Annotated in this window: 21 protein-coding genes and 1 pseudogene; 9 read left to right on the top strand and 13 right to left on the bottom strand. The window is 41.1% G+C overall.

Annotated features, from left to right (window positions below):
* Window positions 1-44: 44 nt before the first annotated feature.
* From apaG to LX92_RS15325, 3 genes are read right to left on the bottom strand one after another with little or no spacing between them, the layout of a single operon-like run.
* A complete protein-coding gene (gene apaG, locus LX92_RS15335) occupies window positions 45-440 on the bottom strand; it encodes a Co2+/Mg2+ efflux protein ApaG (RefSeq protein WP_109652497.1) in 396 nt (131 codons plus the stop codon).
* 1 nt (window position 441) lies between these two features.
* A complete protein-coding gene (locus LX92_RS15330; protein ID WP_109652493.1) occupies window positions 442-1,575 on the bottom strand; it encodes a DUF3667 domain-containing protein in 1,134 nt (377 codons plus the stop codon).
* 28 nt (window positions 1,576-1,603) lie between these two features.
* Window positions 1,604-2,848 (bottom strand): type IX secretion system plug protein, encoded by a 1,245-nt coding sequence (locus LX92_RS15325; protein ID WP_109652490.1) that lies wholly within the window; start codon window positions 2,846-2,848, stop codon window positions 1,604-1,606.
* Between the two features lie 151 nt (window positions 2,849-2,999).
* On the opposite strand from LX92_RS15325, the gene LX92_RS15320 reads away from it, so the two are divergent.
* The 8 genes from LX92_RS15320 to LX92_RS15285 all read left to right on the top strand — a co-directional run bounded on the left by LX92_RS15320 (window position 3,000) and on the right by LX92_RS15285 (window position 10,582).
* On the top strand, window positions 3,000-4,352 hold the full coding sequence (locus LX92_RS15320; protein ID WP_109652486.1) for a Na(+)-translocating NADH-quinone reductase subunit A: 1,353 nt from the start codon (window positions 3,000-3,002) through the stop codon (window positions 4,350-4,352).
* Between the two features lie 3 nt (window positions 4,353-4,355).
* A complete protein-coding gene (locus tag LX92_RS15315; protein ID WP_109652483.1) occupies window positions 4,356-5,639 on the top strand; it encodes an NADH:ubiquinone reductase (Na(+)-transporting) subunit B in 1,284 nt (427 codons plus the stop codon).
* Between the two features lie 2 nt (window positions 5,640-5,641).
* The gene (locus LX92_RS15310; protein ID WP_109652481.1) at window positions 5,642-6,391 is read left to right on the top strand and encodes a Na(+)-translocating NADH-quinone reductase subunit C; all 750 of its coding nucleotides are present in this window, start codon (window positions 5,642-5,644) and stop codon (window positions 6,389-6,391) included.
* Window position 6,392: 1 nt separating this feature from the next.
* On the top strand, window positions 6,393-7,040 hold the full coding sequence (locus tag LX92_RS15305; RefSeq protein ID WP_109652479.1) for an NADH:ubiquinone reductase (Na(+)-transporting) subunit D: 648 nt from the start codon (window positions 6,393-6,395) through the stop codon (window positions 7,038-7,040).
* A gap of 21 nt (window positions 7,041-7,061) precedes the next feature.
* A complete protein-coding gene (gene nqrE, locus LX92_RS15300; protein WP_109652477.1) occupies window positions 7,062-7,808 on the top strand; it encodes an NADH:ubiquinone reductase (Na(+)-transporting) subunit E in 747 nt (248 codons plus the stop codon).
* Window positions 7,809-7,810: 2 nt separating this feature from the next.
* Window positions 7,811-9,118 carry an NADH:ubiquinone reductase (Na(+)-transporting) subunit F gene (gene nqrF, locus LX92_RS15295; RefSeq protein WP_109652476.1) on the top strand — a complete coding sequence of 436 codons (1,308 nt, stop codon included), beginning with the start codon at window positions 7,811-7,813 and terminating at the stop codon, window positions 9,116-9,118.
* A gap of 89 nt (window positions 9,119-9,207) precedes the next feature.
* The gene (locus LX92_RS15290; RefSeq protein WP_109652474.1) at window positions 9,208-9,564 is read left to right on the top strand and encodes a Na(+)-translocating NADH-quinone reductase subunit F; all 357 of its coding nucleotides are present in this window, start codon (window positions 9,208-9,210) and stop codon (window positions 9,562-9,564) included.
* Complete coding sequence (locus LX92_RS15285) at window positions 9,542-10,582, top strand: FAD:protein FMN transferase (protein WP_109652471.1); 1,041 nt, start codon at window positions 9,542-9,544, stop codon at window positions 10,580-10,582. Before LX92_RS15290 ends, LX92_RS15285 begins: the two co-directional genes overlap by 23 nt.
* Here LX92_RS15285 and LX92_RS15280 read toward each other — a convergent pair.
* The 4 genes from LX92_RS15280 to gpmI form a co-directional block, all read right to left on the bottom strand.
* Window positions 10,579-11,346 carry a class I SAM-dependent methyltransferase gene (locus tag LX92_RS15280; RefSeq protein ID WP_109652468.1) on the bottom strand — a complete coding sequence of 256 codons (768 nt, stop codon included), beginning with the start codon at window positions 11,344-11,346 and terminating at the stop codon, window positions 10,579-10,581. The genes LX92_RS15285 and LX92_RS15280 overlap by 4 nt on opposite strands.
* A gap of 59 nt (window positions 11,347-11,405) precedes the next feature.
* A complete protein-coding gene (gene map, locus LX92_RS15275; protein WP_109652466.1) occupies window positions 11,406-12,224 on the bottom strand; it encodes a type I methionyl aminopeptidase in 819 nt (272 codons plus the stop codon).
* A 74-nt stretch (window positions 12,225-12,298) separates the two neighbouring features.
* The gene (locus tag LX92_RS15270; protein ID WP_109652463.1) at window positions 12,299-13,084 is read right to left on the bottom strand and encodes an ABC transporter substrate-binding protein; all 786 of its coding nucleotides are present in this window, start codon (window positions 13,082-13,084) and stop codon (window positions 12,299-12,301) included.
* A gap of 13 nt (window positions 13,085-13,097) precedes the next feature.
* The gene (gpmI, locus tag LX92_RS15265) at window positions 13,098-14,600 is read right to left on the bottom strand and encodes a 2,3-bisphosphoglycerate-independent phosphoglycerate mutase (protein WP_109652460.1); all 1,503 of its coding nucleotides are present in this window, start codon (window positions 14,598-14,600) and stop codon (window positions 13,098-13,100) included.
* 244 nt (window positions 14,601-14,844) lie between these two features.
* Here gpmI and LX92_RS15260 point away from each other — a divergent pair, with 244 nt between their 5' ends.
* Window positions 14,845-15,240: an ankyrin repeat domain-containing protein gene (locus LX92_RS15260; protein ID WP_109652878.1), complete on the top strand. Its 396-nt coding sequence runs from the start codon at window positions 14,845-14,847 to the stop codon at window positions 15,238-15,240.
* Window positions 15,241-15,338: 98 nt separating this feature from the next.
* Here LX92_RS15260 and LX92_RS22480 read toward each other — a convergent pair whose 3' ends face one another.
* The 6 genes and pseudogenes from LX92_RS22480 to LX92_RS15235 form a co-directional block, all read right to left on the bottom strand.
* Window positions 15,339-15,506, bottom strand: coding sequence for a DUF6747 family protein (locus tag LX92_RS22480; RefSeq protein ID WP_170117868.1), 168 nt, complete (start codon window positions 15,504-15,506; stop codon window positions 15,339-15,341).
* Window positions 15,507-15,638: 132 nt separating this feature from the next.
* Window positions 15,639-16,400, bottom strand: coding sequence for a M48 family metalloprotease (locus tag LX92_RS15255; protein WP_109652457.1), 762 nt, complete (start codon window positions 16,398-16,400; stop codon window positions 15,639-15,641).
* 39 nt (window positions 16,401-16,439) lie between these two features.
* A complete protein-coding gene (locus tag LX92_RS15250) occupies window positions 16,440-17,180 on the bottom strand; it encodes a M15 family metallopeptidase (RefSeq protein WP_109652454.1) in 741 nt (246 codons plus the stop codon).
* Window positions 17,181-17,409: 229 nt separating this feature from the next.
* Window positions 17,410-18,567, bottom strand: a complete 1,158-nt coding sequence (locus LX92_RS15245) for a gliding motility-associated C-terminal domain-containing protein (RefSeq protein WP_223308387.1) — start codon at window positions 18,565-18,567, stop codon at window positions 17,410-17,412.
* A 22-nt stretch (window positions 18,568-18,589) separates the two neighbouring features.
* The gene (locus tag LX92_RS15240; protein ID WP_109652451.1) at window positions 18,590-20,041 is read right to left on the bottom strand and encodes a hypothetical protein; all 1,452 of its coding nucleotides are present in this window, start codon (window positions 20,039-20,041) and stop codon (window positions 18,590-18,592) included.
* 7 nt (window positions 20,042-20,048) lie between these two features.
* A pseudogene (locus tag LX92_RS15235) lies at window positions 20,049-21,975 on the bottom strand (hypothetical protein); the annotation flags it as partial.

Here is a 21,975-nt window from a genome sequence, read left to right as displayed (position 1 = left end):
CCGAATTGGTAATGGATAAAAAACTAAATATTTGGTAAAAAGAATTAATTCAAGGCAAAGGGAGCGCTGAATTTAAAGGTGGGAATGTAGACCCTGAACTCTTCTTCCGAAGATTCAAGGTTGATCATATTGTAATGTCCTTTCATGGCCCCGATGGTCGAGGCTAAAAGACATCCTGAATTATAGGTGTGTGATTCCCCAGGTCTAATGACCGGTTTTTTGCCGATGACCCCTTCCCCATCCAATATTTCAATCTCATTCAATGAATCGTAAATTTGCCAATGGCGCGAAGTCAATTGAACTGAATGCTTACTTTGATTTTCTATGGTAATGGTATAGCCAAAGGCATAGTGCATTTTATAATTTTTGAAGAATGTGCCTTCAAAACTCGTGTTCACTGATATCTTTATTCCCTTCGTAACTTGTGTTATCGTCCTCATCCTAGTATGTGATTAAGCTTCCAGTGAACAGCAGTATTACTGAAATGCCTGCTAAAATAAAAAAAATCGTGTTCAAAAATAGATATTTAACGATTGTTTTAAAAGTTCCTTGCCCGTAGAATTTCCGCATGGCCCTATATAAATAGATGGAAAAAATGGTGATAAAAATCCAACCACTATCCACGGCAAATATGGAGTCTACTAAGAAGCTAACAATGAGCAAGATAAACAACAAAGATTGATTATGAAAGCTAAATATGAGATGATCGGTATAAGTATATCTTTTTCTGATGTACACCAGCCAAATGAAGATGGCAAAGAGGGGAAGAAAGAAGAAAGTGGCGAAAGGGAGCTTTGATATAAGTTCGTTCAAAAAGCTTCCAGGTTGCTTGGAAAACTTGCTTACACTCTTCGCTGTATTGAAGACGATCTTGTTTTCATAAGTGTCCGAAAGGTGGTATTCTTCGATTAATTTACTGTATGATTTTATGTTTTTCCTGTTGATCAAGAGACTGGTGATCTTGTACTTTCCGGAAAACCGAATGGCAAAGGTGCTATCGGCATATGATTTGAAGCTTTGTGTGGGGTGACTCAGTAGCGTTGAATCCCTTTTTTTTATTTGCTCGGATATCTTTAGGATATTATCACCCAATTTCAATGAATCCATGACTTGGGACAATTCCTCTTGTTGTTCGTCATCCCCAAAATCCAAATTAAACCCACCGTTTTCGCCTAAGAAGGAAGAAGCATCCTTGTCCAGGGCGTAGTCATCGAATTTTGAAAAATCACTGTTAAAACTGATTGCCAAAAAATAGATGATCGCCAAGCTGAGTAAAAACCTGAAGGGATTGGTGTAAGAGACCCTTTTTCCGTTGATGTAATCCTTGGTGATTGTTCCCGGGCGCAGTAATAGGGCCGATAGGGTTTTGAGAAGTTTGGAGTCGTACGAAATGACATTCGCGAAAAACTCGTCGAAAAAGTCCCTAAGCGTCATTTTTTTTGTACTGTTCGCTTGGGAACAGTTGGGACAGAACTTGTCACTGATATCCAAGGGGTGTCCGCAATTCTTACAGCTTGTACCCCTGTATTTCAGTTGGTCCCTTTTCTTGGTAAAAGAAATTAATTGTTTGCCCATATTTGTCACTCAAGGTGATAAATATACGTTAATTGCTGATATTTCGGGAGTTGGTTGAGCCTACCCCTATGATGCTATCATAGATGTCACCGAAGTTGCGGTAATAGACCAATATTAAATAGGTGTTTTCGGTAAAATGGAAATTACCGGAAATGGTATTCAATTCTATGACATCGTTTTCTCGCTCAATGACATATTTATAATTGTAAAACCCTTGTTTCATTTTTAAGACAGCCTCCATCATCCCATTCTCCTGGTTGTAGGTCATCTTATTTTGTGGGGTTAAGGCGTAATTGTTGAATTTTCCATAGACATAAACATTGTCAAGACCAATGCTTTCCGAATAAGGGAGGCTAAAGTGTACCAAGGTGTATTCGGCTTCCCTAGAGGCATCACTGCCTTGTAGTGTGCGTACCACGAAGTCGCCATTGATGTCTGGGTAGTAGGTGTAAGGTCTATCCGCCCTGGAGTGATCGGCAAATAGATAATGGTTGTAAAGGTCCCCGATCTCTATACGCGAGATCACAGAGCTTGGGGCCCTAAGGTCCTTGGTGTCAAAATACAAATACTCATTACCGCCATAAAAGCTGGTTTCCTGGTCATATTTATATACCAGTTCGTTGCCTATGGTAAATTGAGGGACTATATTGTATAGGGCAGTAGGCCAATGGTAGTTTTGAAGGATGGCTATCTTTACTTCCTTTTTGGGGTTTACCAATCTAAGGCTTCCAGTATTCACACTGAACTGTACGACTTGCTTTTCATTGATGAACTCGAAATCCCTGGAACGCTTAACGGTGCCCCCTACAGTGACCAAATCCTTGTAGACGACGAATTTTCTTGAAAACTGTAGCTCGTTGCTGCCATTGTAAACCTCCAAAACGTAATTGCCGCTAACTTTCAGCCGCACATTGTCATTGGGAATGGTCAGTCTATAATTTGAATAGGGCTGTAGGGTTGAGTAACTGTTTTCGTAATCCAATATACGTTGGTTGTCAATGCCACCCAAATATTGTGATTTTAGTAGTCGGGATGGTTTCCAGTCATAATCGCAATGGACGATTTTGTAATAATAGTCCTGTTCATTGGCCATAAGGTCGTCAAACTGCAAAAAAACAGGTTCCCCGATCTGAACAACAGGGAATTGGTCGTCTTTTTCACCCTTGAAAACAATGGATCTGATATGGTCTGGGGGGCTTACTTCTTCTTGTGCCTGCCCGAATAAAAATGGGGTAAATAGTAGAAGTAATAATTGTTTAATGAAAAACCGCATTTATGCTTCAATTTTAAAGTAAAGGTAAACAAAAACCATTCCTAACAAATTTACATCGATGAATTGCCCAAATTTATAGGAGATAATTATGATTACTTTCCATTAAGTGCTATTTTTGCCCGAAATTTTGTTAACCTAAGGTCTACAATTTATGTCTAAAGACATCAGAATACGAAAAGGCTTGAACATTAACTTGGTAGGAGCTGCCGAACAAACTACGGCCAAAGCGGTTTTAAGTAACGTTTATGCCATAAATCTTGAGGATTTTCACGGAATTACGCCCAAAATGCTTGTAAAACAGGGTGTTGAGGTTAAGGCTGGTGAAGGGCTGTTTTTCAATAAAAGCAATCCTGAAATGGTGTTCGTGTCACCGGTAAGTGGTGAGCTAGTCGAAATAGAACGAGGGGCGAGGCGAAAAATCCTGTCCATCAAAATACTTGCCGATAAGACGCAGGCAGTTGTCGAACATGGGGCTTTTGATGCCGCCAAGGCGACTTCGTCACAAATAAAGGCCCATCTGTTAAAAACAGGGTGTTGGCCTTTTATAAAACAAAGACCTTACGATATCATTGCGAACCCGGATACGAACCCAAAATCGATTTTTATCTCGGGGTATACTACGGCGCCTTTGGCTGCCAATAGTGATTACGTATTACAGGGTAAGGAAAAAGAACTTCAGGCCGCAATTACGGCTTTGGGTAAATTGACACCGGGTGCAGTGCATGTGTCCGTAGGGGTCAATTCCAATTCCCCCCTTTCGGGACTAAGCGGATTGGAATTGCATAAGGTTTCAGGACCGCATCCTGCTGGATTGGTGGGAACCCAAATAAATAAAATAGACCCTATTAACAAGGGTGAAGTGGTTTGGACGGTTTCACCCCAGGATTTGGTCTTGATAGGGGAGCTGTTCTTAACGGGTAAATTCAATGCCGACCGAATTGTCGCATTGGCAGGTTCATCGGTTAAGACACCAAAGTACTACATTACAAAAATTGGGGCCGAGATCGCTACCTTCCTATATGGTAGTGGGGTCAACAATGATAATTTCCGCGTGATTAATGGGGATGTGTTGACCGGTTCAAAAAGTAGACCGGATGGTCACTTGGGGTATTATAATAATACGGTCACGGCTATTCCGGAAGGTGATGATTATGAATTGTTCGGGTGGGCGCTACCGGTATTCAATAAAATATCGACGACCAGGGCCTTGACATTCTCGTGGTTAAACCCCAAAAAGAAATATGACCTAAATACCAATACGAATGGCGAGCATCGTGCATTCGTGGTAACGGGACAATACGAAGAGGTTTTCCCTATGGATATTTTTCCAATGCAGTTGCTAAAAGCGTGCATGATCAAAGACCTTGATGAAATGGAACAACTGGGGCTTTATGAAGTGGCTCCTGAGGATTTTGCTTTAACTGAATTTATTTGCATTTCCAAGCAGCCCCACCAAAAGATCATTCGTGAGGGATTGGATTTATTATATAAAGAAATAGGCTAAGAGATGAGTGATAAAAGACTGACCTTTAAGAAAAGACTGCACATATTAAAGCATCATTATAGGGATAAGAAAATGGCGCCTGCGTTCAACGCAATCCATACCTTCTTGTTCTCTCCCGATGATACGACCCATTCTGGGGCCCATGTTCGCGGTGCCGATGATTTAAAGCGTACCATGAATATGGTGATTATGGCTTTGATTCCGGTGTTATTGTTTTCCATGTTCAATGCTGGATATCAATATTATGCGGCCATCGATGTGGCGAACAATGTATCCCGTGAATTTTCCTTGTGGGAAAACTTCCTTACATGGGATAATTTTTGGATAGGGATTATCAAGGTATTGCCCTTGGTCGTGGTTTCCTATGGTGTCGGATTGCTTGTTGAATTCATTTTCGCGATCATCAAAGGTCACGAGGTTGAGGAAGGGTATTTGGTTACCGGGATGTTGGTGCCTTTGATCGTTCCTATCGATACACCACTTTGGATGTTGGCTGTTGCCGTTGTCTTTGGTGTGGTTATAGGGAAAGAGGTATTTGGCGGTACAGGTATGAATATCCTGAATCCGGCTTTGACCATAAGGGCATTTTTGTTTTTCGCTTATCCTACTTGGATGAGTGGTGACAAAGTCTGGGTTTACCAAGCCGTGGAAAGAACGGGAACACCTGATGCCATATCCGGGGAAACCGTTTTAGGGGCCTTGGCCCAAAACCATTTGGCGGAACTCAATTATTCGGTTTCCGATATGTTCTTTGGTTTTATCCCTGGTTCGGTGGGGGAAACTTCAACGTTCCTGATTCTTTTGGGTGGGTTGTTCTTGATATATACTAAAATAGCAAGCTGGCGAATTATGGTGAGTGCCGTGATCGGTTCATTGGTTATGGGCTACATTTTCAACTTGGTTGTTGATTTGGGTGTTATTTCCGAGGCTAGTAATTTTTACGGTTTGATGAGTTTTGAATACTGGAAACATTTGTTGGTTGGTGGCTTGGCCTTTGGTATTGTCTATATGGCTACCGATCCCGTTACAGGTTCGCAAACCAATAACGGGAAATGGATTTATGGCTTTTTTATTGGTTTTATGTCCGTGATGATCCGGGTTTTCAATCCGGCTTATCCAGAGGGTGTGTTCTTGGCCATATTGCTGATGAACGTATTTGCACCGACTATTGACCATTATGTGGTTAAGGCGAATATCAATAAACGTCTAAAAAGATTCAAGAACGCTACTATTCTACCCAAGGATTCAGATAGCAGAGCAGAAGAATTAAAAGCAGAAACAATTTAATCATGGCATTAAATACAGAAAAGAACAGTTACACGGTAATTTTTGCAGCCGTTATGGTTGTTATTGTTGGTACCATTTTGGCCTATGTGTCGTCTTCTTTGAGTGGAAAGATCGAAGAGAATAAACGATTGGAAAAACAACAGAACATACTATATGCCATGGGGGTTAATGAGAATTCCGGTGAAGGTAGTGTTGATTTTGTGCCTACCGATAAGGTGGCAGGGGAGTTTTCAAAATACATTAAGGAGCAATTGGTTATTGAAGGGGATAAGATCACCAAGGATGATCAGGCTTATTTGATCGATCTTAAAAAGCAGTCTACGGCCGCCAAAGCAGGAGAGACCAGAAAATTACCTTTGTTCATAGGGGATAAGGATGGGAAAACATTCTATATCATTCCTATGAGGGGTAAAGGACTTTGGGATGCTATTTGGGGTTTTGTCGCTTTGGATGATCAAATGGTGGTCCAAGGGGTTTATTTCGACCATGCCGGTGAAACACCTGGTCTTGGGGCCAATATCAAGCAACGTTATTTTATGGATGATTTTGTTGGGGAATCCATTTTGGACGGAACAAAGTACGCGGGCATTACTGTGGCAAAGGGCAATAACGATCCCTTGAACCAAATCAAGGACGATAATGAGGTAGACGCACTTGCTGGAGCTACCATTACCGGTAATGGAGTATCTGCGATGATCAGCGAGAGTGTAAATCTTTATAAGGACTATTTAGAAACGATTAGAGTTAAATAATATGGCACTACTTTCAAAAAAAGATGCGAACTTAATTAAGGATCCCTTGGCGGATAATAACCCTATTACCATTCAGGTATTGGGTATCTGTTCCGCTTTGGCAATTACCGCCGAATTAAAGGCGTCCGTTGTAATGGCTGTTTCCGTACTCTTTGTACTGGGTATGGGTAACGTGGCCATATCCTTATTGCGGAATATCATCCCTTCAAAAATCAGGATTATCGTTCAGCTTATTGTTGTTGCGACCTTGGTGATCATTGTGGATCAGGTCTTAAAGGCATTTGCGTACGAATTGAGTAAGACCCTTTCGGTATTTGTCGGGTTGATCATTACCAACTGTATCATTATGGGACGTTTTGAGGCTTTTGCCTTGGGCAACGGACCATGGAGGTCCTTTCTCGATGGTATCGGTAATGCCCTCGGGTATGGTATTATTTTGGTGATCGTTGGGTTCTTCAGGGAGCTTTTGGGGTCGGGTACTTTATTTGGTTTCCCTGTTTTGGGTAACCCTATTGACAAAACCGGACTTTATGCCTTTGGATATGAAAACAACGGATTCATGATCATTCCACCAGCAGCCTTGATAGTTGTTGGTATCATCATCTGGGTACAACGGTCTAGGAACAAAGCATTGATAGAAGACAACTAATAGTCATTTAAAGATAATAACATGTTAGAGCATATAGAATTATTTTTTAAGTCCATATTTATCGATAATATGGTGTTTGCAGTATTCTTGGGAATGTGTTCCTATTTAGCTGTATCGAAAAAAGTGGCGACGGCCGTAGGTTTGGGCGCTGCCGTTATTTTCGTCTTGGCGGTAACCGTACCCATGAACTGGCTATTGGATCAGTATTTGCTTCGTGATGGGGCCTTGGCCTGGTTAGGACCTGAATATGCGGATTACAACCTAAGCTTTTTATCCTTTATCCTCTTCATCGCTACAATTGCGACTATGGTTCAATTGGTAGAGATCGTGGTTGAGAAGTTTTCCCCTTCATTGTACAATTCACTGGGTATCTTCTTACCGTTGATCGCTGTGAACTGTGCTATTTTAGGAGGATCATTGTTTATGCAGTCCAGAGAGATCGCTACGTTGGGATTGGCCTTTAATTACGGTGTCAGTTCCGGTATTGGATGGTTCTTGGCTATTTTGGCCATTGCGGCAATACGTGAAAAAATCAGATACTCAAATGTACCGGCGCCGTTAAGGGGTCTTGGTATAACCTTTATCATTACAGGTTTGATGGGTATCGGTTTCCAGAGTTTTGGTGGTATGTTGACAGGCGGTAGCGATGAAGAGGCTGCTGTTGTGGAAAAAACGACTGCTGCGAAGATCGAAAAGGTAGAGAAAAAAGAGAATAAAGAGGAGATCGATGAAAAAGAGGTCTCATATAATGACGCTATAAACAAGTAAAAATGATTTTAGCTACAAGTACAGGTGGAACAATTTTAATAACGGTAATCTCGTTCCTAATTTTATTATTGGCTTTGGTGGCCATCCTATTGTTCGCCAAACAAAAACTTTCGCCTTCTGGACCGGTTACCATTACCATAAACGGGGAGAAAAAGATTGAAGTGAGTTCTGGTGGTTCCTTGTTATCGACACTCGGTAACCAAAAAATATTCCTTCCTTCCGCATGTGGTGGTGGGGGTACTTGTATCCAGTGTGAATGCCATGTGTTGTCCGGTGGAGGGGAAGCCTTGCCAACCGAGACTCCCCATTTCTCAAAAAGGGAATTGAACGAAGGGGCGCGTTTGGCCTGTCAGGTAAAAGTAAAACAGGATATGGAAATCACCATTCCTGAAGAGGTTTTCGGTATCAAGAAATGGGAAGGTACCGTTGTACGTAACTATAATGTAGCTTCTTTTATCAAGGAATTCGTTGTTGAGATTCCTGAGGATATGAATTATAAAGCGGGTGGATATATTCAGATTGAAATCCCACCTTGTGAGATCAAATACGCCGATATCGATATTACGGCACACCCAGAGGAACATGAGACTCCGGATAAATTCCAGGCTGAATGGGATAAATTCAACCTTTGGCCATTGGTAATGAAAAATCCTGAGACTGTCGAAAGGGCATATTCTATGGCTTCTTATCCTGCTGAGGGTAGGGAGATCATGTTGAATGTACGTATTGCGACACCACCATGGGATCGGTCTCAAAATGGTTGGATGAATGTGAATCCTGGTATTGCTTCCTCTTATATTTTCTCAAGAAAAAAAGGGGATAAAGTAGTGATTTCCGGACCTTATGGTGAGTTCTTTATCAATGATTCCGATGCCGAGATGCTTTATGTCGGTGGTGGGGCAGGTATGGCGCCAATGCGTTCGCATTTGTACCATCTGTTCAAAACCTTGAAAACGAACCGTAAAGTCACCTATTGGTATGGTGGTCGTTCCAAAAGGGAGTTGTTCTACTTGGATCACTTCTATGAATTGGAGAAGGAATTCCCGAATTTTAAATTCTATTTGGCGCTTTCAGAACCTATGGAAGAGGATAATTGGAAGGTTAAGGCGGACATAGATGCTCCTGGTGATGGTTTTGTCGGATTCATCCATAATTGTGTGATCGATAATTATTTAAGCAAGCACGAGTCTCCTGAGGATATCGAATTGTATTTCTGTGGACCTCCATTGATGAACAAAGCTGTTCAGAAGATGGGAGAGGACTTTGGTATCCCAGATGAGAATATCCGCTTTGATGATTTTGGTGGATAATGATAGACATCTTGATTTTTAAAATATAAATCACAAACCTGACAGATTTTCAAGATCTGTCAGGTTTTTTTAGTTAATGAATGACGTTGATGAGACCACTTAGTGCACAGGAATTACATAATTTGGCCATGAATATCGTCGGAAGGCAACTTCAGGCCGAGGGGTATGAATTCATGGGGGTGAATAGTAAGCCCAAAAAGAATCCCCAATTCGTTTGCTTAAAGGATAAGGAACTTCATTTTATCGTGGTACGGAATGTGGCCCATCCACAAGACCCTCGAAAATACGATGTTGCTTTAATGGAAAGAATGAAAGACCATGCCGTAAGCCAAAAAGGAAAATTATATTATGCAGGTGTTGGACTCTACAATGCCAAGGACCGAAATTTACCCGTATACTTAAATGAGGAATATATTGTCGATTATGAAGGACTTATTGAATTTTAAAGGAAAGGAATTGAAAGTAGTGGTTATTTTGTGTATGGTGATGGTCATCCTATCCTGTGCCGATACGCCAAGGAACTTGGTTAAGAATTCCAATGCCGGGGGTGCTTTGGGTACGTCTTATAGCATCACTTATATCGCGGATAGGGAGTTGGATTACCAGCACGCCATCGATTCGGTTTTCAATGTTGTCAATCAATCCTTGTCGACCTATATCCCAACATCCGACATTTCAAGGATCAATCAAGGGGATGCTGATGTGACTGTTGATGCTATGTTCCAAGAGGTTTTTAAGCTCTCAAAGGAAATTTATGAACACACCGAGGGTTATTTTGATCCAACCGTGGGTATTATGGTCAATGCTTGGGGCTTTGGTCCAGGAAAAAAGGTGGCGATGGACAGCGTTAAGGTCGATAGCCTTATGCAATATGTAGGGCTCCCCAAGGTAAATCTCACAGCTGACAATAAAATCCAAAAGGAATATGCGAATACCTATTTGGATTTTAATGCCATAGCCAAAGGGTATGCCATTGACCGATTGGCGAAAATGATGGACCAAAAGGGTATTGAGGATTATCTTTTGGAAGTAGGGGGCGAACTTGTTGGGAAAGGTATTAATCAAATAAAACAGAAGCCTTGGGTCGTTGGTATCGATGATCCCCAGATAGGGTTGGGTCGTAAATTGAAAATCCTGATCCAGTTAAAGGATAAGGCTTTGGCCTCTTCAGGAAACTATCGAAAGTTTAGGATTGATTCACTTACCGGAAAAAAATATGTGCATACCATTGATCCCAAGACGGGATATACCAAGAATGCCAGTACCTTGGGTGTGACCGTACTTGCGAATTCATGCGCCGTTGCCGATGCCTATGCAACGTCCTTCATGGCGATGGATTTGGAGAAGACCAAGGCGATATTGGCTACAAGGAAGGAATTGGAGGCTTATGTCGTTTATCTTGATGAAGATGGGCAAACCAAGGAGTATATGACCGATGGCTTTAAAAAGTTGGTCGTGGACTAGGGCTTTCGGACGAAAGGAATTATTTCAGTGGCCGCCAATCGATACCGGTCTATCTCCTCCGGGGAAAGGTTTTTGTTGAAATCAACCTCCTTTACTTCAAATCCTATGGTTCTAAGCTTATCGAAATAATCCTTTCCATAGATGCGCACATGATCGTATTGTCCAAATATTCGGGCCCGTTCCTTTCGGTCTGTAATACTATCGTCCTCAAAGGTGTGTTCCCTGTTTAGGTCTTGGGGTATTTGAAAAATTCCCCATCCCCCAGGTTTGAGGACCCGGTATAATTCCTGCATGGCTTTTTCGTCATCGGGTATATGTTCCAAAACATGGTTGCATAGAATGACATCATAGGTGTTATCGGCAAAGGGTAGATTGCAGATATCGGCTTCAACATCGGCCAAGGGGGAGTTGAGGTCCGTAGTCGTGTAATCTAGGTTGCCAAGGTTTCTAAAGCGTTTGTAAAAGGCCTGTTCCGGGGCGAAGTGCAATACTTTTAAGTGTTCCGTAAAAAAATCGGTTTCCTTTTGTAGAAACAACCACAATAATCGATGGCGTTCCAGGGATAGGGTAGAGGGAGACAGCACATTGTCCCTCGGACTTTCATAGCCATAAGGTAAAAAAGTCCTAAACCGTTTACCGTCGATAGGATCGGTATATTTATTTCCGCGAAGCCAAAGGGCCATAATAGGCCTGATCCAGTAACTCACTTTTATGAGCAAGGGTCTTGGAATGGCATTTAGGAAATATTTAAAGACTTTTTTCATGTATCATCCCTGCTCCATTTATCCTGCCTTTCTTTAAAAAGCGAATCGGTTATAGCGGGCTATAATTGAACTTTCTTTTGATGGAAATCATCTTCTTCATCACTTTCAATTCCCAAAGCCTTGTAAATATATTGGAAGGTTGATAAGAGTTCCGGTTTGCCGTTTACAATCGCTACATTATGTTCAAAGTGTGCACTGGGCTGTCCGTCTGCAGTAAGGATGGTCCACCCATCTTTAAGCTGCTTTATGTTCTTTGTTCCCATATTGATCATGGGCTCAATGGCAACCACAAGGCCTTCCATGAATTTTTTACCCCTACCACGTCTTCCGTAATTGGGCATTTCCGGGTCTTCGTGTAATTTTTTGCCCAATCCATGGCCAACCAATTCCCGTACGACACCATAACCATGGTTTTCGCAATAATTTTGGACGGCATAACCGACATCGCCTACGCGATTACCTACTTTAAATTCACGAATACCCACATAGAGGGATTCTTTGGTGACCTGTAGTAATTTTTTGGTTTCTGGGGCTACCTCACCTACCTCAAAAGTATAGGCGTGATCGCCATAATATCCATTTTTGAACGAACCGCAATCCACGGAGATAATATCCCCGTCTTTTAAGGGTTCGCTCGTTGGAATGCCATGCACGACTTGGGCATTTGGGCTCATATTCAGTGTGTTGGGAAAATCGTACATACCCAAAAATCCGGGTTCTGCACCTTGTTCCCTAATGAATTCCTCGGCCAGCTTATCTAAAAATAAGGCGTTGACACCAGGCTTGATTTCGGAAGCCAGCATACCCAAGGTCTTAGAAACGATCAATGCGCTTTCGCGCATTAGTTCGATTTCTTCAGGAGTTTTTATCTTAATCATAAGATGCAAAGGTAAATATTTACTTTGAGGATTGGAAGCCAAATGACGCCAATCTAGTAGGTTTTTGAAATGAGTTAATGCAGGCTTTTAAAGTACTCAAAAGCCAATAATAGACGGGAGCCATACCAGGAAAAATATTCGCCATCCACAAGGAGGCCTTTTCCTTCCAAACCGGTATTTTCAATATCATTGATATGTTGTTCCTTAAAAGGAAATGGTTCTGAGGAAAGCAAGGCTAAATCTACTTTGGTATTATTTAAAAAATCGTTGTCAATTGTCGGATATCGAGGGTTTTCAGGGCTCATGTTGATAAAGCCATTTAATTGGAGCAAATAATCTATGAATGTGTCCTTTCCTGCAAGCATCCATGGCTTTTTCCAAATAAAATAGAGCACTCTTTTTTTGGGTTTATGTTCAATAAAGGTTTTAAAACTCTTTTGTTTGCCTTCAATCTTAGAAACTAAAATTTCTGATTTTTCTGCGCAATTGAACAAGGTGCCGTATTGTTTTATTAAGTGTAAGGCGTTTTTGATATTGTTCACCTCAGAGACGTGAACTGCGTATTTTTTTTCAAGCGCCTCAACAATTTCCTTAGAGTTTTCTTCTTTGTTGCAAAGGATAATATTGGGCTTTAATTCGGCGATTTTATCAAAGGAGACTTTTTTGGTTCCTCCAACAATGGTTTTTGTTTTTTTTAAGTGACCTGGATGGACGCAAAATTTGGTGATTCCAACTAAGTACTCTTCAAGGCCCAAATCTACAAGTAATTCGGTTTCTGATGGAACCAGGGATATAATGCGAAAAGGCCAACTAGGTAAAACCGTAGTTCTTCCAAGTTGGTCTTTTATTCTATTATGCATTATACGTAGTGTTTTACACCAATGATGCTCTTGTCATGGCTTCAGGTTGTGCAACACCCATCATTTTTAAAATGGTTGGTGCAACGTCGCCTAAGACTCCATCTTTTATTTCCTTTAAATCCTTATCAATTAAAATTACGGGAACAGGATTTGTAGTATGTGCCGTATTAGGGGAACCATCAGGGTTGATCATCGTTTCGCAATTACCATGGTCAGCGATCAATATGGTTGAGTATCCATTTTCCAAGCCTGTTTCAATTACATCCTTAGCGCAAATATCCACAGCTTCACAAGCTTTGATGGCAGCCTCCATAATACCGGTGTGACCTACCATATCACCATTCGCAAAATTGAGACATACAAAATCAGCTTCTTGCTTCTTTAATTCTTCCACCAAAGCATCTTTTAATTCAAAAGCGCTCATCTCAGGCTTTAAGTCGTAAGTTGCTACTTTAGGTGAGTTTCTCAGAATTCTACTTTCGCCTTCAAAAGGCTCTTCCCTTCCTCCTGAGAAAAAGAAAGTAACATGGGGATATTTTTCTGTCTCCGCTATCCTGATTTGTTTTTTGCCCGCTTTGGATAATACTTCACCAATAGTTTCAGTGATATTATCCTTGTTGAAAATAACATGGATACCTTTAAAACTATCATCATAGTTTGTCATGGTAACATAGTATAATTTTCGTTTTGTTGTATTGTACTCAGGAAAATCGTTTTGGGACAACATATTGGTCAATTCCCTTCCGCGGTCTGTCCTGAAATTGAAAAAGATGATCACATCGTCTTCTTCAACGATACCATTTTTATCGGCAACTAAAGGTTTAATGAACTCATCCGTAACTCCATTGGCATAGTTGGCTTCCAAACTTGCAACCACATTATCGGTGGTGTCACCGATTCCATTGGCAATTACATCATAAGCCAGTTTTACCCTTTCCCATCGATTGTCCCGATCCATTGCATAATATCGACCTGTCAATGTGGCGATTTTACCTGTTGTTTTTGCCATATGGTCTTCTAAATCGGCAACAAAGGAAGCTCCGGATTTTGGGTCTACATCCCTACCATCCGTAAAGGCGTGTACAAATACCTTGTCAAGGTTATTGTCGTTTGCGGCACTTAATAAGCCTTTTAAGTGGCTAATGTGGGAATGGACACCGCCATTGCTCAATAACCCTAAGAAATGTACTTTTTTATTGTTTGTTTTTGCATAGTTAAATGCATCAACCAAGACTTTTTCGTCTTTTAAAGTATTGTTTTCAATCGCAAGGTTAATCCTGGTTAGTTCTTGATAAACAATTCTTCCGGCACCTAAATTCATATGCCCAACTTCACTGTTTCCCATTTGGCCATCTGGCAGACCTACATTTAACCCATCTGTACGTAATGCTGCATTAGGGTATTTGGTATATAAACTGTCTATAAAAGGAGTGTTTGCGTTGTCAATTGCGGAAACTTTTGGATCTGGGGATGTTCCCCATCCATCCAAAATCATTAAGATTACTTTTTTGTTCATGATGTATAATTTCGTTCTGCAAAAATACGGTGATCCAATAAGTTTAACTAGTTATTTCAGGGGCTTTTTTTAACATTGTACACTGGTGATGTTAGTGCGATCATCAATGATCAAAATGTTAAAATTTCGTTATTTAACAGTTGAAGCTGAAACAATTTTCATCATTGTGGGTCTCTATTTATATAGTAATATAAATTTATCATCAATCATTACTGGATACTATCCGGTAAAAAAAACAATCATCATGAGAAAAACAATTTTAATTGCAGCCGCTGCTTTTATGCTCGCGGCTCCTGCTATGATGGCAAACCATCATAACACAAATGGGAATTCGAATGTGAACCTTATTTCGATTAAAAATTCCGAAATCAATTCTTTTTGTATGGCCATTGTGAAAGGGGACTTGGATTTAGTGAAAAAGTTAATTGCAATGGGAGAGGATGTCAACCAGAAATCATTGGGTATGACCCCGGCTATGTTCGCTGCCCGCTATAACAAGGTTGAGATATTGAAAGTTTTGATCGCTAATGAGGCGGATTTGAGCATTAAAAGCAATAGAGGGCATTCCATTGTGCAAATAGCGCAATTTTCCAATGCCAAGGAGGCCTTGGAGGTGATCAATGCCGAAATGCAAAGTTGAGGAATCGTTTAAACTATAAAAAAAACCATCCCGCCTGGCGGGATGGTTTTTTTATTCACATCAAATAGTGTTCAAGTAAAAGAGTGAATCTTCGAAGTTTAAAAATCAAAGCCTGTAGCTACCCTATAGATAAAAGCATAGAAAGCCATAGTCAACATTAAAACGCAGAAAATGAAATACGCTTTTAGGAGTAATACTACAAAATCAGGTTTGCAATTCTCAAAAGCTTCGGTGTAAATGTTCTTAAAATGTAATAGTGTTCCCATATAGTTTTGCTTAAGTGATAATAAATCAAAGCTATAAGGGTTAAATCTGAGGCGATATAAAGATTTACGGGAAAACCAAAGATACTAAAATAAAGCGTAAATCAAACAGGATAATGTTTTTTTTGGAAAAGGCTATCCGCCATATTTGGCTATGGCCTCCCGTATTTTTTCGATACGGTTTTCCGGATCAGGGTGGGAGCTTTGGAATTCAGGTACACGATTGGGTCCTGCAGCCGCTTTTAAAATTTTCATGACCTCGATCATTTCGGTCGGGTCATAGCCGGCATTTATCATGAAAAGAACGCCAAGTTCATCACTTTCAAGCTCATCGCCACGACCATTTTTCAATAGGGTGTTCTGTCCTATACTGCCAACGATACCCCCTGCATCGGCACCCACGGAGGCTCCCATGGTAATGGTTTGCCAAAAACTGCTCTCCGCAATGCGCTCTGCGGAATGCCTGCCGATGACATGTCCTATTTCATGACCAAGGACTCCCGCCAATTGGGCTTCGTTCAGTTGTGAAAATAGGGCATAGGTAATAAAGACCTGACCACCGGGTAGGGCGAAGGCATTTATGGTTTGATCATCTGCCAATAAGTGGAAATCATATTCATAGGGGGTTTCCCGGGCGATGCTGTTATCGACTAATTTTTCACCCACAAAATCCACAAAGGACTGTAGGCGCTCATCGGGGTATAGTCCGCCGTGTTGCTGGGCTATTTCAGGGGCACTTTGCACGCCAATGGCAATTTCCTGCTCAGAGGTCATGTTAATGGTCTGTTCCCTGCCGGTATACGGATTTTCTTCCTTATTGCTACATCTCTGGATAAAGGCAAAAGCCACAATGGCCAAGCCTATAAAAATCCTTATTTTCCAACTGCCTCTTCTCATGGTTAGTGTTTTTGAGTGTTGGCCCAATATATAAAAAACCTATAGAAGTGCGGTGTTTATGTCCAGAATATTATTTCTCAAGTAATTTTTGATAAATCCTGTGGTAAAATGTTCGCTACCGTAGAATTCCTCTTCCCGTAAAAGCTGTACAATATTCAACCTTCGGTAAGCGGTCAACATGGGGACGGAAATTGGGGCATAACTGTAATGCCAAGGTTCGTATTTAAACCCTCTTCGTTTAGGGTCTTTGGTATATACGATATGGAAATCGAATTTGTTGGCATTGCCATCCATCCATTTTTTAAAATCCTCAAAAGGTCCACCTGCTTCAAATTTTTCAGGAACCAGCACATCCCCATTGGTCTTACGGTACCCATCAATAATATCGATGTCGGTTCCCCAGTGATGTCTACTGGTACCGGGAATGGTCGAATACTCTATAATTTTCTCAATGGCGGTAAGAGGATCCATGCCTTTGTCTTCGGTATACTTGATGTATTTACGCTCCCAGATCAACTCCTGACGATCAAAACTGCGATAGCTGGAAACGATTTTCAGATCAATCCCATCACTGTAAGCAGCTTTTTTCATGGCCAAAAAGGCGTCATGGGCTTCCTTTCTAAGGTTAATACCTTCCCCATATAACTGAATATCTTCCTTTCCCATTAATTCCAATACGGAATATTCCAATTCACGGTCTTTGGCAACCATTAGTGATGGGGCCAAGGCCAAGGCCAATCCAGAAACGCTACTTTTTTTTATGAATGATCTTCTTTTCATGTTTTTTTAGATTTAATCCACGGTATTTATTGAAAGGCTACTTGCAAATATGCTGCCATTCTATACCTATAACGTAATTTATCGCGTTTTGATGTTTTAAAAGGCAAGACCTTTTATGTTTTTTAAGGATGACGCTGATTTTCAATACGCTAAAATTAAACAAATCGTAGGTGTTCTTCCAAAACCCCACCTTGATATAGGCATTTATTCGATCTTTGTCAAGGTATGATTATTGTTTCAGGGAAAGATAAAGATATCCTTGGTGGCGCTGTTTTAAATCATGCATGGTAATGATGTAGAAATAAATACCCGTGGCCAATCCTTTATCACGGGAAATTACCGATTCTCTATTCGAAATACCATTGAACTCATTGTTGTAGTCTTCCTTGGAATAGACCAGTACTCCGTATCTATTGAATATCTGCAAGGAATTGTTGGGCGAAACCTCAATCCCATCAAGGACCAAATAATCGTTTTTGCCATCCCCGTTAGGAGTCATGTAATAATTATCAAGTTCAACGGTGTCAAATTTTTCCACGATGTCGGCATTACCCCCCAGGGTCAATATTTCATAGTCATTGGGTAGAAAGGGGGCAGAGGTGACCGATCCACGTACAAGGCCTCCTTCAACATTGGTGTTTCCCAGATTTACCCATTCGTCCTGTTCTTTGCTCCAGCCCACAACCTTCAGGTCTCCAAGAAATTCTGCCAAGGAACCAATATTGCTATATTCATCCCAGGTTAAGGTTACGGTGGTCAATACCTCGCCTTCCAAATTCCAATATTCCTTATCGCTCACCGACATATACTCGGAGGCAATTTTCTCGGTTTCAAAACTCTTCGCAAAAACGGAAGGGGAGTTGGGGTCTTCAAAAAAATAGGCGCATTTAACGAGTGGGTCAATTTTTTCGGAAGTGATACTTAAAGGCCTTAACCTTTCATCATCCCCCACGGGAAAGGTAAAACTGTCCTTGTTGGTAAAGGCGGCATATCCATCGATTAAGGATACGTCATTCTCACCCACATAGAAGGCATTTTCCATAAAATTGGTAAATACATCGGTGTTGATCCTTGGGGTAATAACGTCGCCAACGACTAAGTTCACGTTGTTGGTCACATCTATTTGGGTGTTTAGATACAAACCGTTATCCACGGCGATTTCGGCATCGTAGAATACCGGAATACGACTACCGGAAACGATAATCGATTTGTCAAAACCATAAAAACCTACCAACCCTGAATTTTGGTCAAAGTCACCGTCATTGATCAGATCCATATGAAAACCGACCATGGTGGAACCATGTATTTGCATGGCGCCATAGTTATGCACGGCATCTTGTGACAAAGCCAGGTTAAAAGCAAAAAACATGATAAGTGCAATCCTCATTGTTTGGTATTTATCCATTTATTTAATAGCCAAATTCAAAAGTTATTGATGCGTATGAAAATCGATTGATACCGCTTATGCTTCTACAGGCCCAAACCAATAGGTCGTTTTCCTGTAGTTCGAAATTTACATCTTGATTACTCATAGTTATATTGGTACTACCTCCGGTAATTGTATAGGTTCCTATGTTAATAAAAGACCCATTCCTAAGCACTGATAAGTTTATGTATTGGGTTCCGGAAGGATTTCCATTAAAATCATTCTTCATCACAAATTTAATAAGGGTCTCATTTCGTGTGATGGGCAAACCTGCTAAACCCGTGGTGTTATAACTTGGAGAGCTACTTGTACCATGGCTTTGATTCCAATATAAACCGAGGCCATAGGTTTGGTTAGGGGAGTACCATGTGTTATTGTAAAAATAGGCCCTACCCGAAAAGGTTTGGGAATAGGTTATGGTTGGAGTGCCTGGGGTAACGGAGTGCCATACACTGCCGTTACTTTGTAACTGTACCACACTATTCGATGGAACAGAGGTCGAATTTGTCCCGGTATTATCAACATAAGTCGAAATATTGATGGCGCTACCGTAGGTGTTTTTGACAATATAGGTTCTACCCTCGCAGGAATTGGCTGCGGGTAGCGTAATACTACTGTTTGAAGTAATGATAACCGTGTGGTGTGTTTCATCCAAGGTTAAACTTGAGCTCGGTGAGGCAATGGCCGTTGCGACCGATCCATTGACTTCCAAGGTTGAATTTGCCAATTGGCCCGTATTGATGCCTACCCTTGGTTTTGCAGTTTGTGCGTTGGAACTACCTTGTATGCGAAACAATTCCTTTTTTAATTGGTCCCTATAGTCATATCTTTTGAATACGAAAGGTTCTGCCCCATCATCACCGATAATGAATTCGACTTCCCCGTTATTGGACGTGCCCGTAGAACCTATTTCAAATAAATCGGTTTGGGCGGCACTTCCTTTTAACCTGAAGTTACCATTAGAGTCGGTAAAGAACATGGGTTTGTAAAAATCGGCGGCATCTGCCTGAAATTGTAAGGCTGAGGTTCCGTTGTTACCTTTAACGTAGGTCAGGTATTGGTCATTGTCATTGTAATCCGGATACGATTGGGTAAGGCCCAAGGTTTGTCTTCTACCGAATTGCAGCATGCTTATGTTGTTCGATTTTATATCCATTGCCACATCATTGGTCGTACCGAGGAAAGAACCGTTACTAGAGGTATTGCCATTTTGTAACCAATTGGAATTTGAGGATTTTACCCATGCGGAGCCATCGTAAACGTAAATTTCCTGTGTATCGGTATTATAGAGCATCTGTCCTTCTTCCATTCCGCTAATGGCATTGATCTCGGCAGTCGTCCCTTTGGTAAGGCCAAATAAAAGACCGCTTTCAATCTGCCCATAGGAAAAACCAGTAATGAGAAGTAAAGTAAAAAGTAGAAATTGTTTTTTCATATTCTTATTATAAATCTAAAATTGTAAACATAAATTCCGAATCAAATCGACTTCTGTCCGTACCGCCATTGTCATTGTCCCCAATGATAACCTCAAAACTTGTTGCGGTTTGGTTGGAGTAGGAGATACCCGGGTCATCATTACCGGCCCCACCTCTTCCAGGCTGAGTCAATTGAATGATATAGTCGGCATCGGATACAGCACCCGTTGGCAATGTTACCCGGTAACGACCTGTACTTATTCTTGTAGCCGTAACTCCTGCAGTTGCTTTGGTCACTCCACCACCGGAAGATATTTTCCCGAAGGCCTTGATCGGACTCTCATAAAATGCACCACCGTTAGCTCCAGCGGAAATACTATTGTTGGTCTCAGCACCAACCGTATTCGAAGTTTGGTCTTCCCAGGCTACGTTTCCAGAACTGTTTGTAACCAATACTTGATTATTGCTTCCCGGTTCAATTTTAACGGGAGTAACATTGGCGTCCTTTATATTTTCGGTCTCTACGGCATCAACTTTAAGTTCTGAGGTGCCTACTGCATTTGCATTGATTTCCGATGCATTAACAGAATTAGGGGCAAGATCGGATGCGGTAATCGAATTATCCGCGATTTTACCTCCTGCACCACCAACAATTGCCCCATCGGCAATTACAGTGGCATTTGTAGGTCCTGTAACATCACCGGCTAAGTTGTTGACAGAGAACTCGGTTCCTGAAAGGTTGATACCAGTTCCGGCCGTATATTGTGTATCATTATCACCATCAGCGATATCCGCTGGAATGTTGTTTAAGCTGGTCCATTCCCCGTCAAAATCGTCTGCGGCATTATCGTCGTATGCGCTAAGGTCTATGGTAGTGGCATCTGGGTCGTTTGTTAATGAGATGACACCACTGGAAAATTGTAAATCCTGAATTTCGTTGGAAATACTTCCATCAACTTCGGTAAAATTATTATAAATACCATAAGGTGAAGTTGAGGAACCATCGCCTGTCACAATTATATTGGAATCCCCTGCAACAACTTTTGTTTCAGTACCGTCAGCATGTAAGGATGATAAATTTGCTACCCTGGTCGTTGCATCATTTTCAATTCCCAATAATAATTCAAAAGTGGATCCATTGAAAGCGAATAATTCAACTTGTTGATCATCCGAAGAGACCAAACCAGATAAATCCACTTGATTCGTGCCAGTAGCAGGATTGGTAAGTGTAAGTATGTTCGAAGCATCCAATTTTAAATCAGATAGTTCGTTCGTTGCACTTTTATCATTATCTAGTGCTTCAGAAGCCGCAATCGCTGTGCTGACTTGTGCATCGGTTGCAAATGTACCATCCAAGTTAACTGTACGGTCAGAAAGGCCATCCCGAATTAAGGATAATTCCAGAAAAGTTCCATTCAATGCAAATTTATCTGGATATTGATTGTCAGAACTCACAGAACTTAAATTTACAGTCTTATTTGCTGCACCATCTTGTTCTAACGTTAAATTAGTTCCATCAAAAGTTAAGGCAGTAACAGATTCATTCCCGATTACTTTATCATAATCCAATGCTTCAGAAGCCGTAATGGCATTGCTGATCTGTGTACTTACTTGTGCATCGGTAGCAAAAGTACCATCCAAGTTAACGGTTCGATCCGAAAGTCCATCCCGAATTAAGGATAATTCCAGAAAAGTTCCATTCAATGCAAATTTATCTGGATATTGATTATCAGAAGAAACAAAACCAGATAGATCCACTTGATTCGAGCCAGTGGCAGGATTGGTAAGTGTAAGTATATTCGAAGCATCCAATTTTAAATCAGTAAGTTCGTTTGTAGCACTTAAATCCCCATCGGCCGTATTGTGTGCGGTGATGGCTGCGGCATTGTTTGCAATGTCGGAATCGTTGGAGGTTATCGCCGCTTTATTGGCAGCGATGTCTGTTTCGTTTACA

Origin of the sequence: Maribacter polysiphoniae, from assembly GCF_003148665.1 — a bacterium.
Classification (GTDB): Bacteria; Bacteroidota; Bacteroidia; order Flavobacteriales; family Flavobacteriaceae; genus Maribacter_A; species Maribacter_A polysiphoniae.
This window is presented reverse-complemented; position numbering and strand designations above follow the sequence as displayed.

What these genes read in the sequence shown, in the direction of transcription:
- apaG (WP_109652497.1), bottom strand. Translation starts at nt 440, where the DNA reads ATGAGGACGATAACACAAGTTACGAAGGGAATAAAGATATCAGTGAAC.
- LX92_RS15330 (WP_109652493.1), bottom strand. Translation starts at nt 1,575, where the DNA reads ATGGGCAAACAATTAATTTCTTTTACCAAGAAAAGGGACCAACTGAAA.
- LX92_RS15325 (WP_109652490.1), bottom strand. Translation starts at nt 2,848, where the DNA reads ATGCGGTTTTTCATTAAACAATTATTACTTCTACTATTTACCCCATTT.
- LX92_RS15320 (WP_109652486.1), top strand. Translation starts at nt 3,000, where the DNA reads ATGTCTAAAGACATCAGAATACGAAAAGGCTTGAACATTAACTTGGTA.
- LX92_RS15315 (WP_109652483.1), top strand. Translation starts at nt 4,356, where the DNA reads ATGAGTGATAAAAGACTGACCTTTAAGAAAAGACTGCACATATTAAAG.
- LX92_RS15310 (WP_109652481.1), top strand. Translation starts at nt 5,642, where the DNA reads ATGGCATTAAATACAGAAAAGAACAGTTACACGGTAATTTTTGCAGCC.
- LX92_RS15305 (WP_109652479.1), top strand. Translation starts at nt 6,393, where the DNA reads ATGGCACTACTTTCAAAAAAAGATGCGAACTTAATTAAGGATCCCTTG.
- nqrE (WP_109652477.1), top strand. Translation starts at nt 7,062, where the DNA reads ATGTTAGAGCATATAGAATTATTTTTTAAGTCCATATTTATCGATAAT.
- nqrF (WP_109652476.1), top strand. Translation starts at nt 7,811, where the DNA reads ATGATTTTAGCTACAAGTACAGGTGGAACAATTTTAATAACGGTAATC.
- LX92_RS15290 (WP_109652474.1), top strand. Translation starts at nt 9,208, where the DNA reads ATGAGACCACTTAGTGCACAGGAATTACATAATTTGGCCATGAATATC.
- LX92_RS15285 (WP_109652471.1), top strand. Translation starts at nt 9,542, where the DNA reads ATGAAGGACTTATTGAATTTTAAAGGAAAGGAATTGAAAGTAGTGGTT.
- LX92_RS15280 (WP_109652468.1), bottom strand. Translation starts at nt 11,346, where the DNA reads ATGAAAAAAGTCTTTAAATATTTCCTAAATGCCATTCCAAGACCCTTG.
- map (WP_109652466.1), bottom strand. Translation starts at nt 12,224, where the DNA reads ATGATTAAGATAAAAACTCCTGAAGAAATCGAACTAATGCGCGAAAGC.
- LX92_RS15270 (WP_109652463.1), bottom strand. Translation starts at nt 13,084, where the DNA reads ATGCATAATAGAATAAAAGACCAACTTGGAAGAACTACGGTTTTACCT.
- gpmI (WP_109652460.1), bottom strand. Translation starts at nt 14,600, where the DNA reads ATGAACAAAAAAGTAATCTTAATGATTTTGGATGGATGGGGAACATCC.
- LX92_RS15260 (WP_109652878.1), top strand. Translation starts at nt 14,845, where the DNA reads ATGAGAAAAACAATTTTAATTGCAGCCGCTGCTTTTATGCTCGCGGCT.
- LX92_RS22480 (WP_170117868.1), bottom strand. Translation starts at nt 15,506, where the DNA reads ATGGGAACACTATTACATTTTAAGAACATTTACACCGAAGCTTTTGAG.
- LX92_RS15255 (WP_109652457.1), bottom strand. Translation starts at nt 16,400, where the DNA reads ATGAGAAGAGGCAGTTGGAAAATAAGGATTTTTATAGGCTTGGCCATT.
- LX92_RS15250 (WP_109652454.1), bottom strand. Translation starts at nt 17,180, where the DNA reads ATGAAAAGAAGATCATTCATAAAAAAAAGTAGCGTTTCTGGATTGGCC.
- LX92_RS15245 (WP_223308387.1), bottom strand. Translation starts at nt 18,567, where the DNA reads ATGAGGATTGCACTTATCATGTTTTTTGCTTTTAACCTGGCTTTGTCA.
- LX92_RS15240 (WP_109652451.1), bottom strand. Translation starts at nt 20,041, where the DNA reads ATGAAAAAACAATTTCTACTTTTTACTTTACTTCTCATTACTGGTTTT.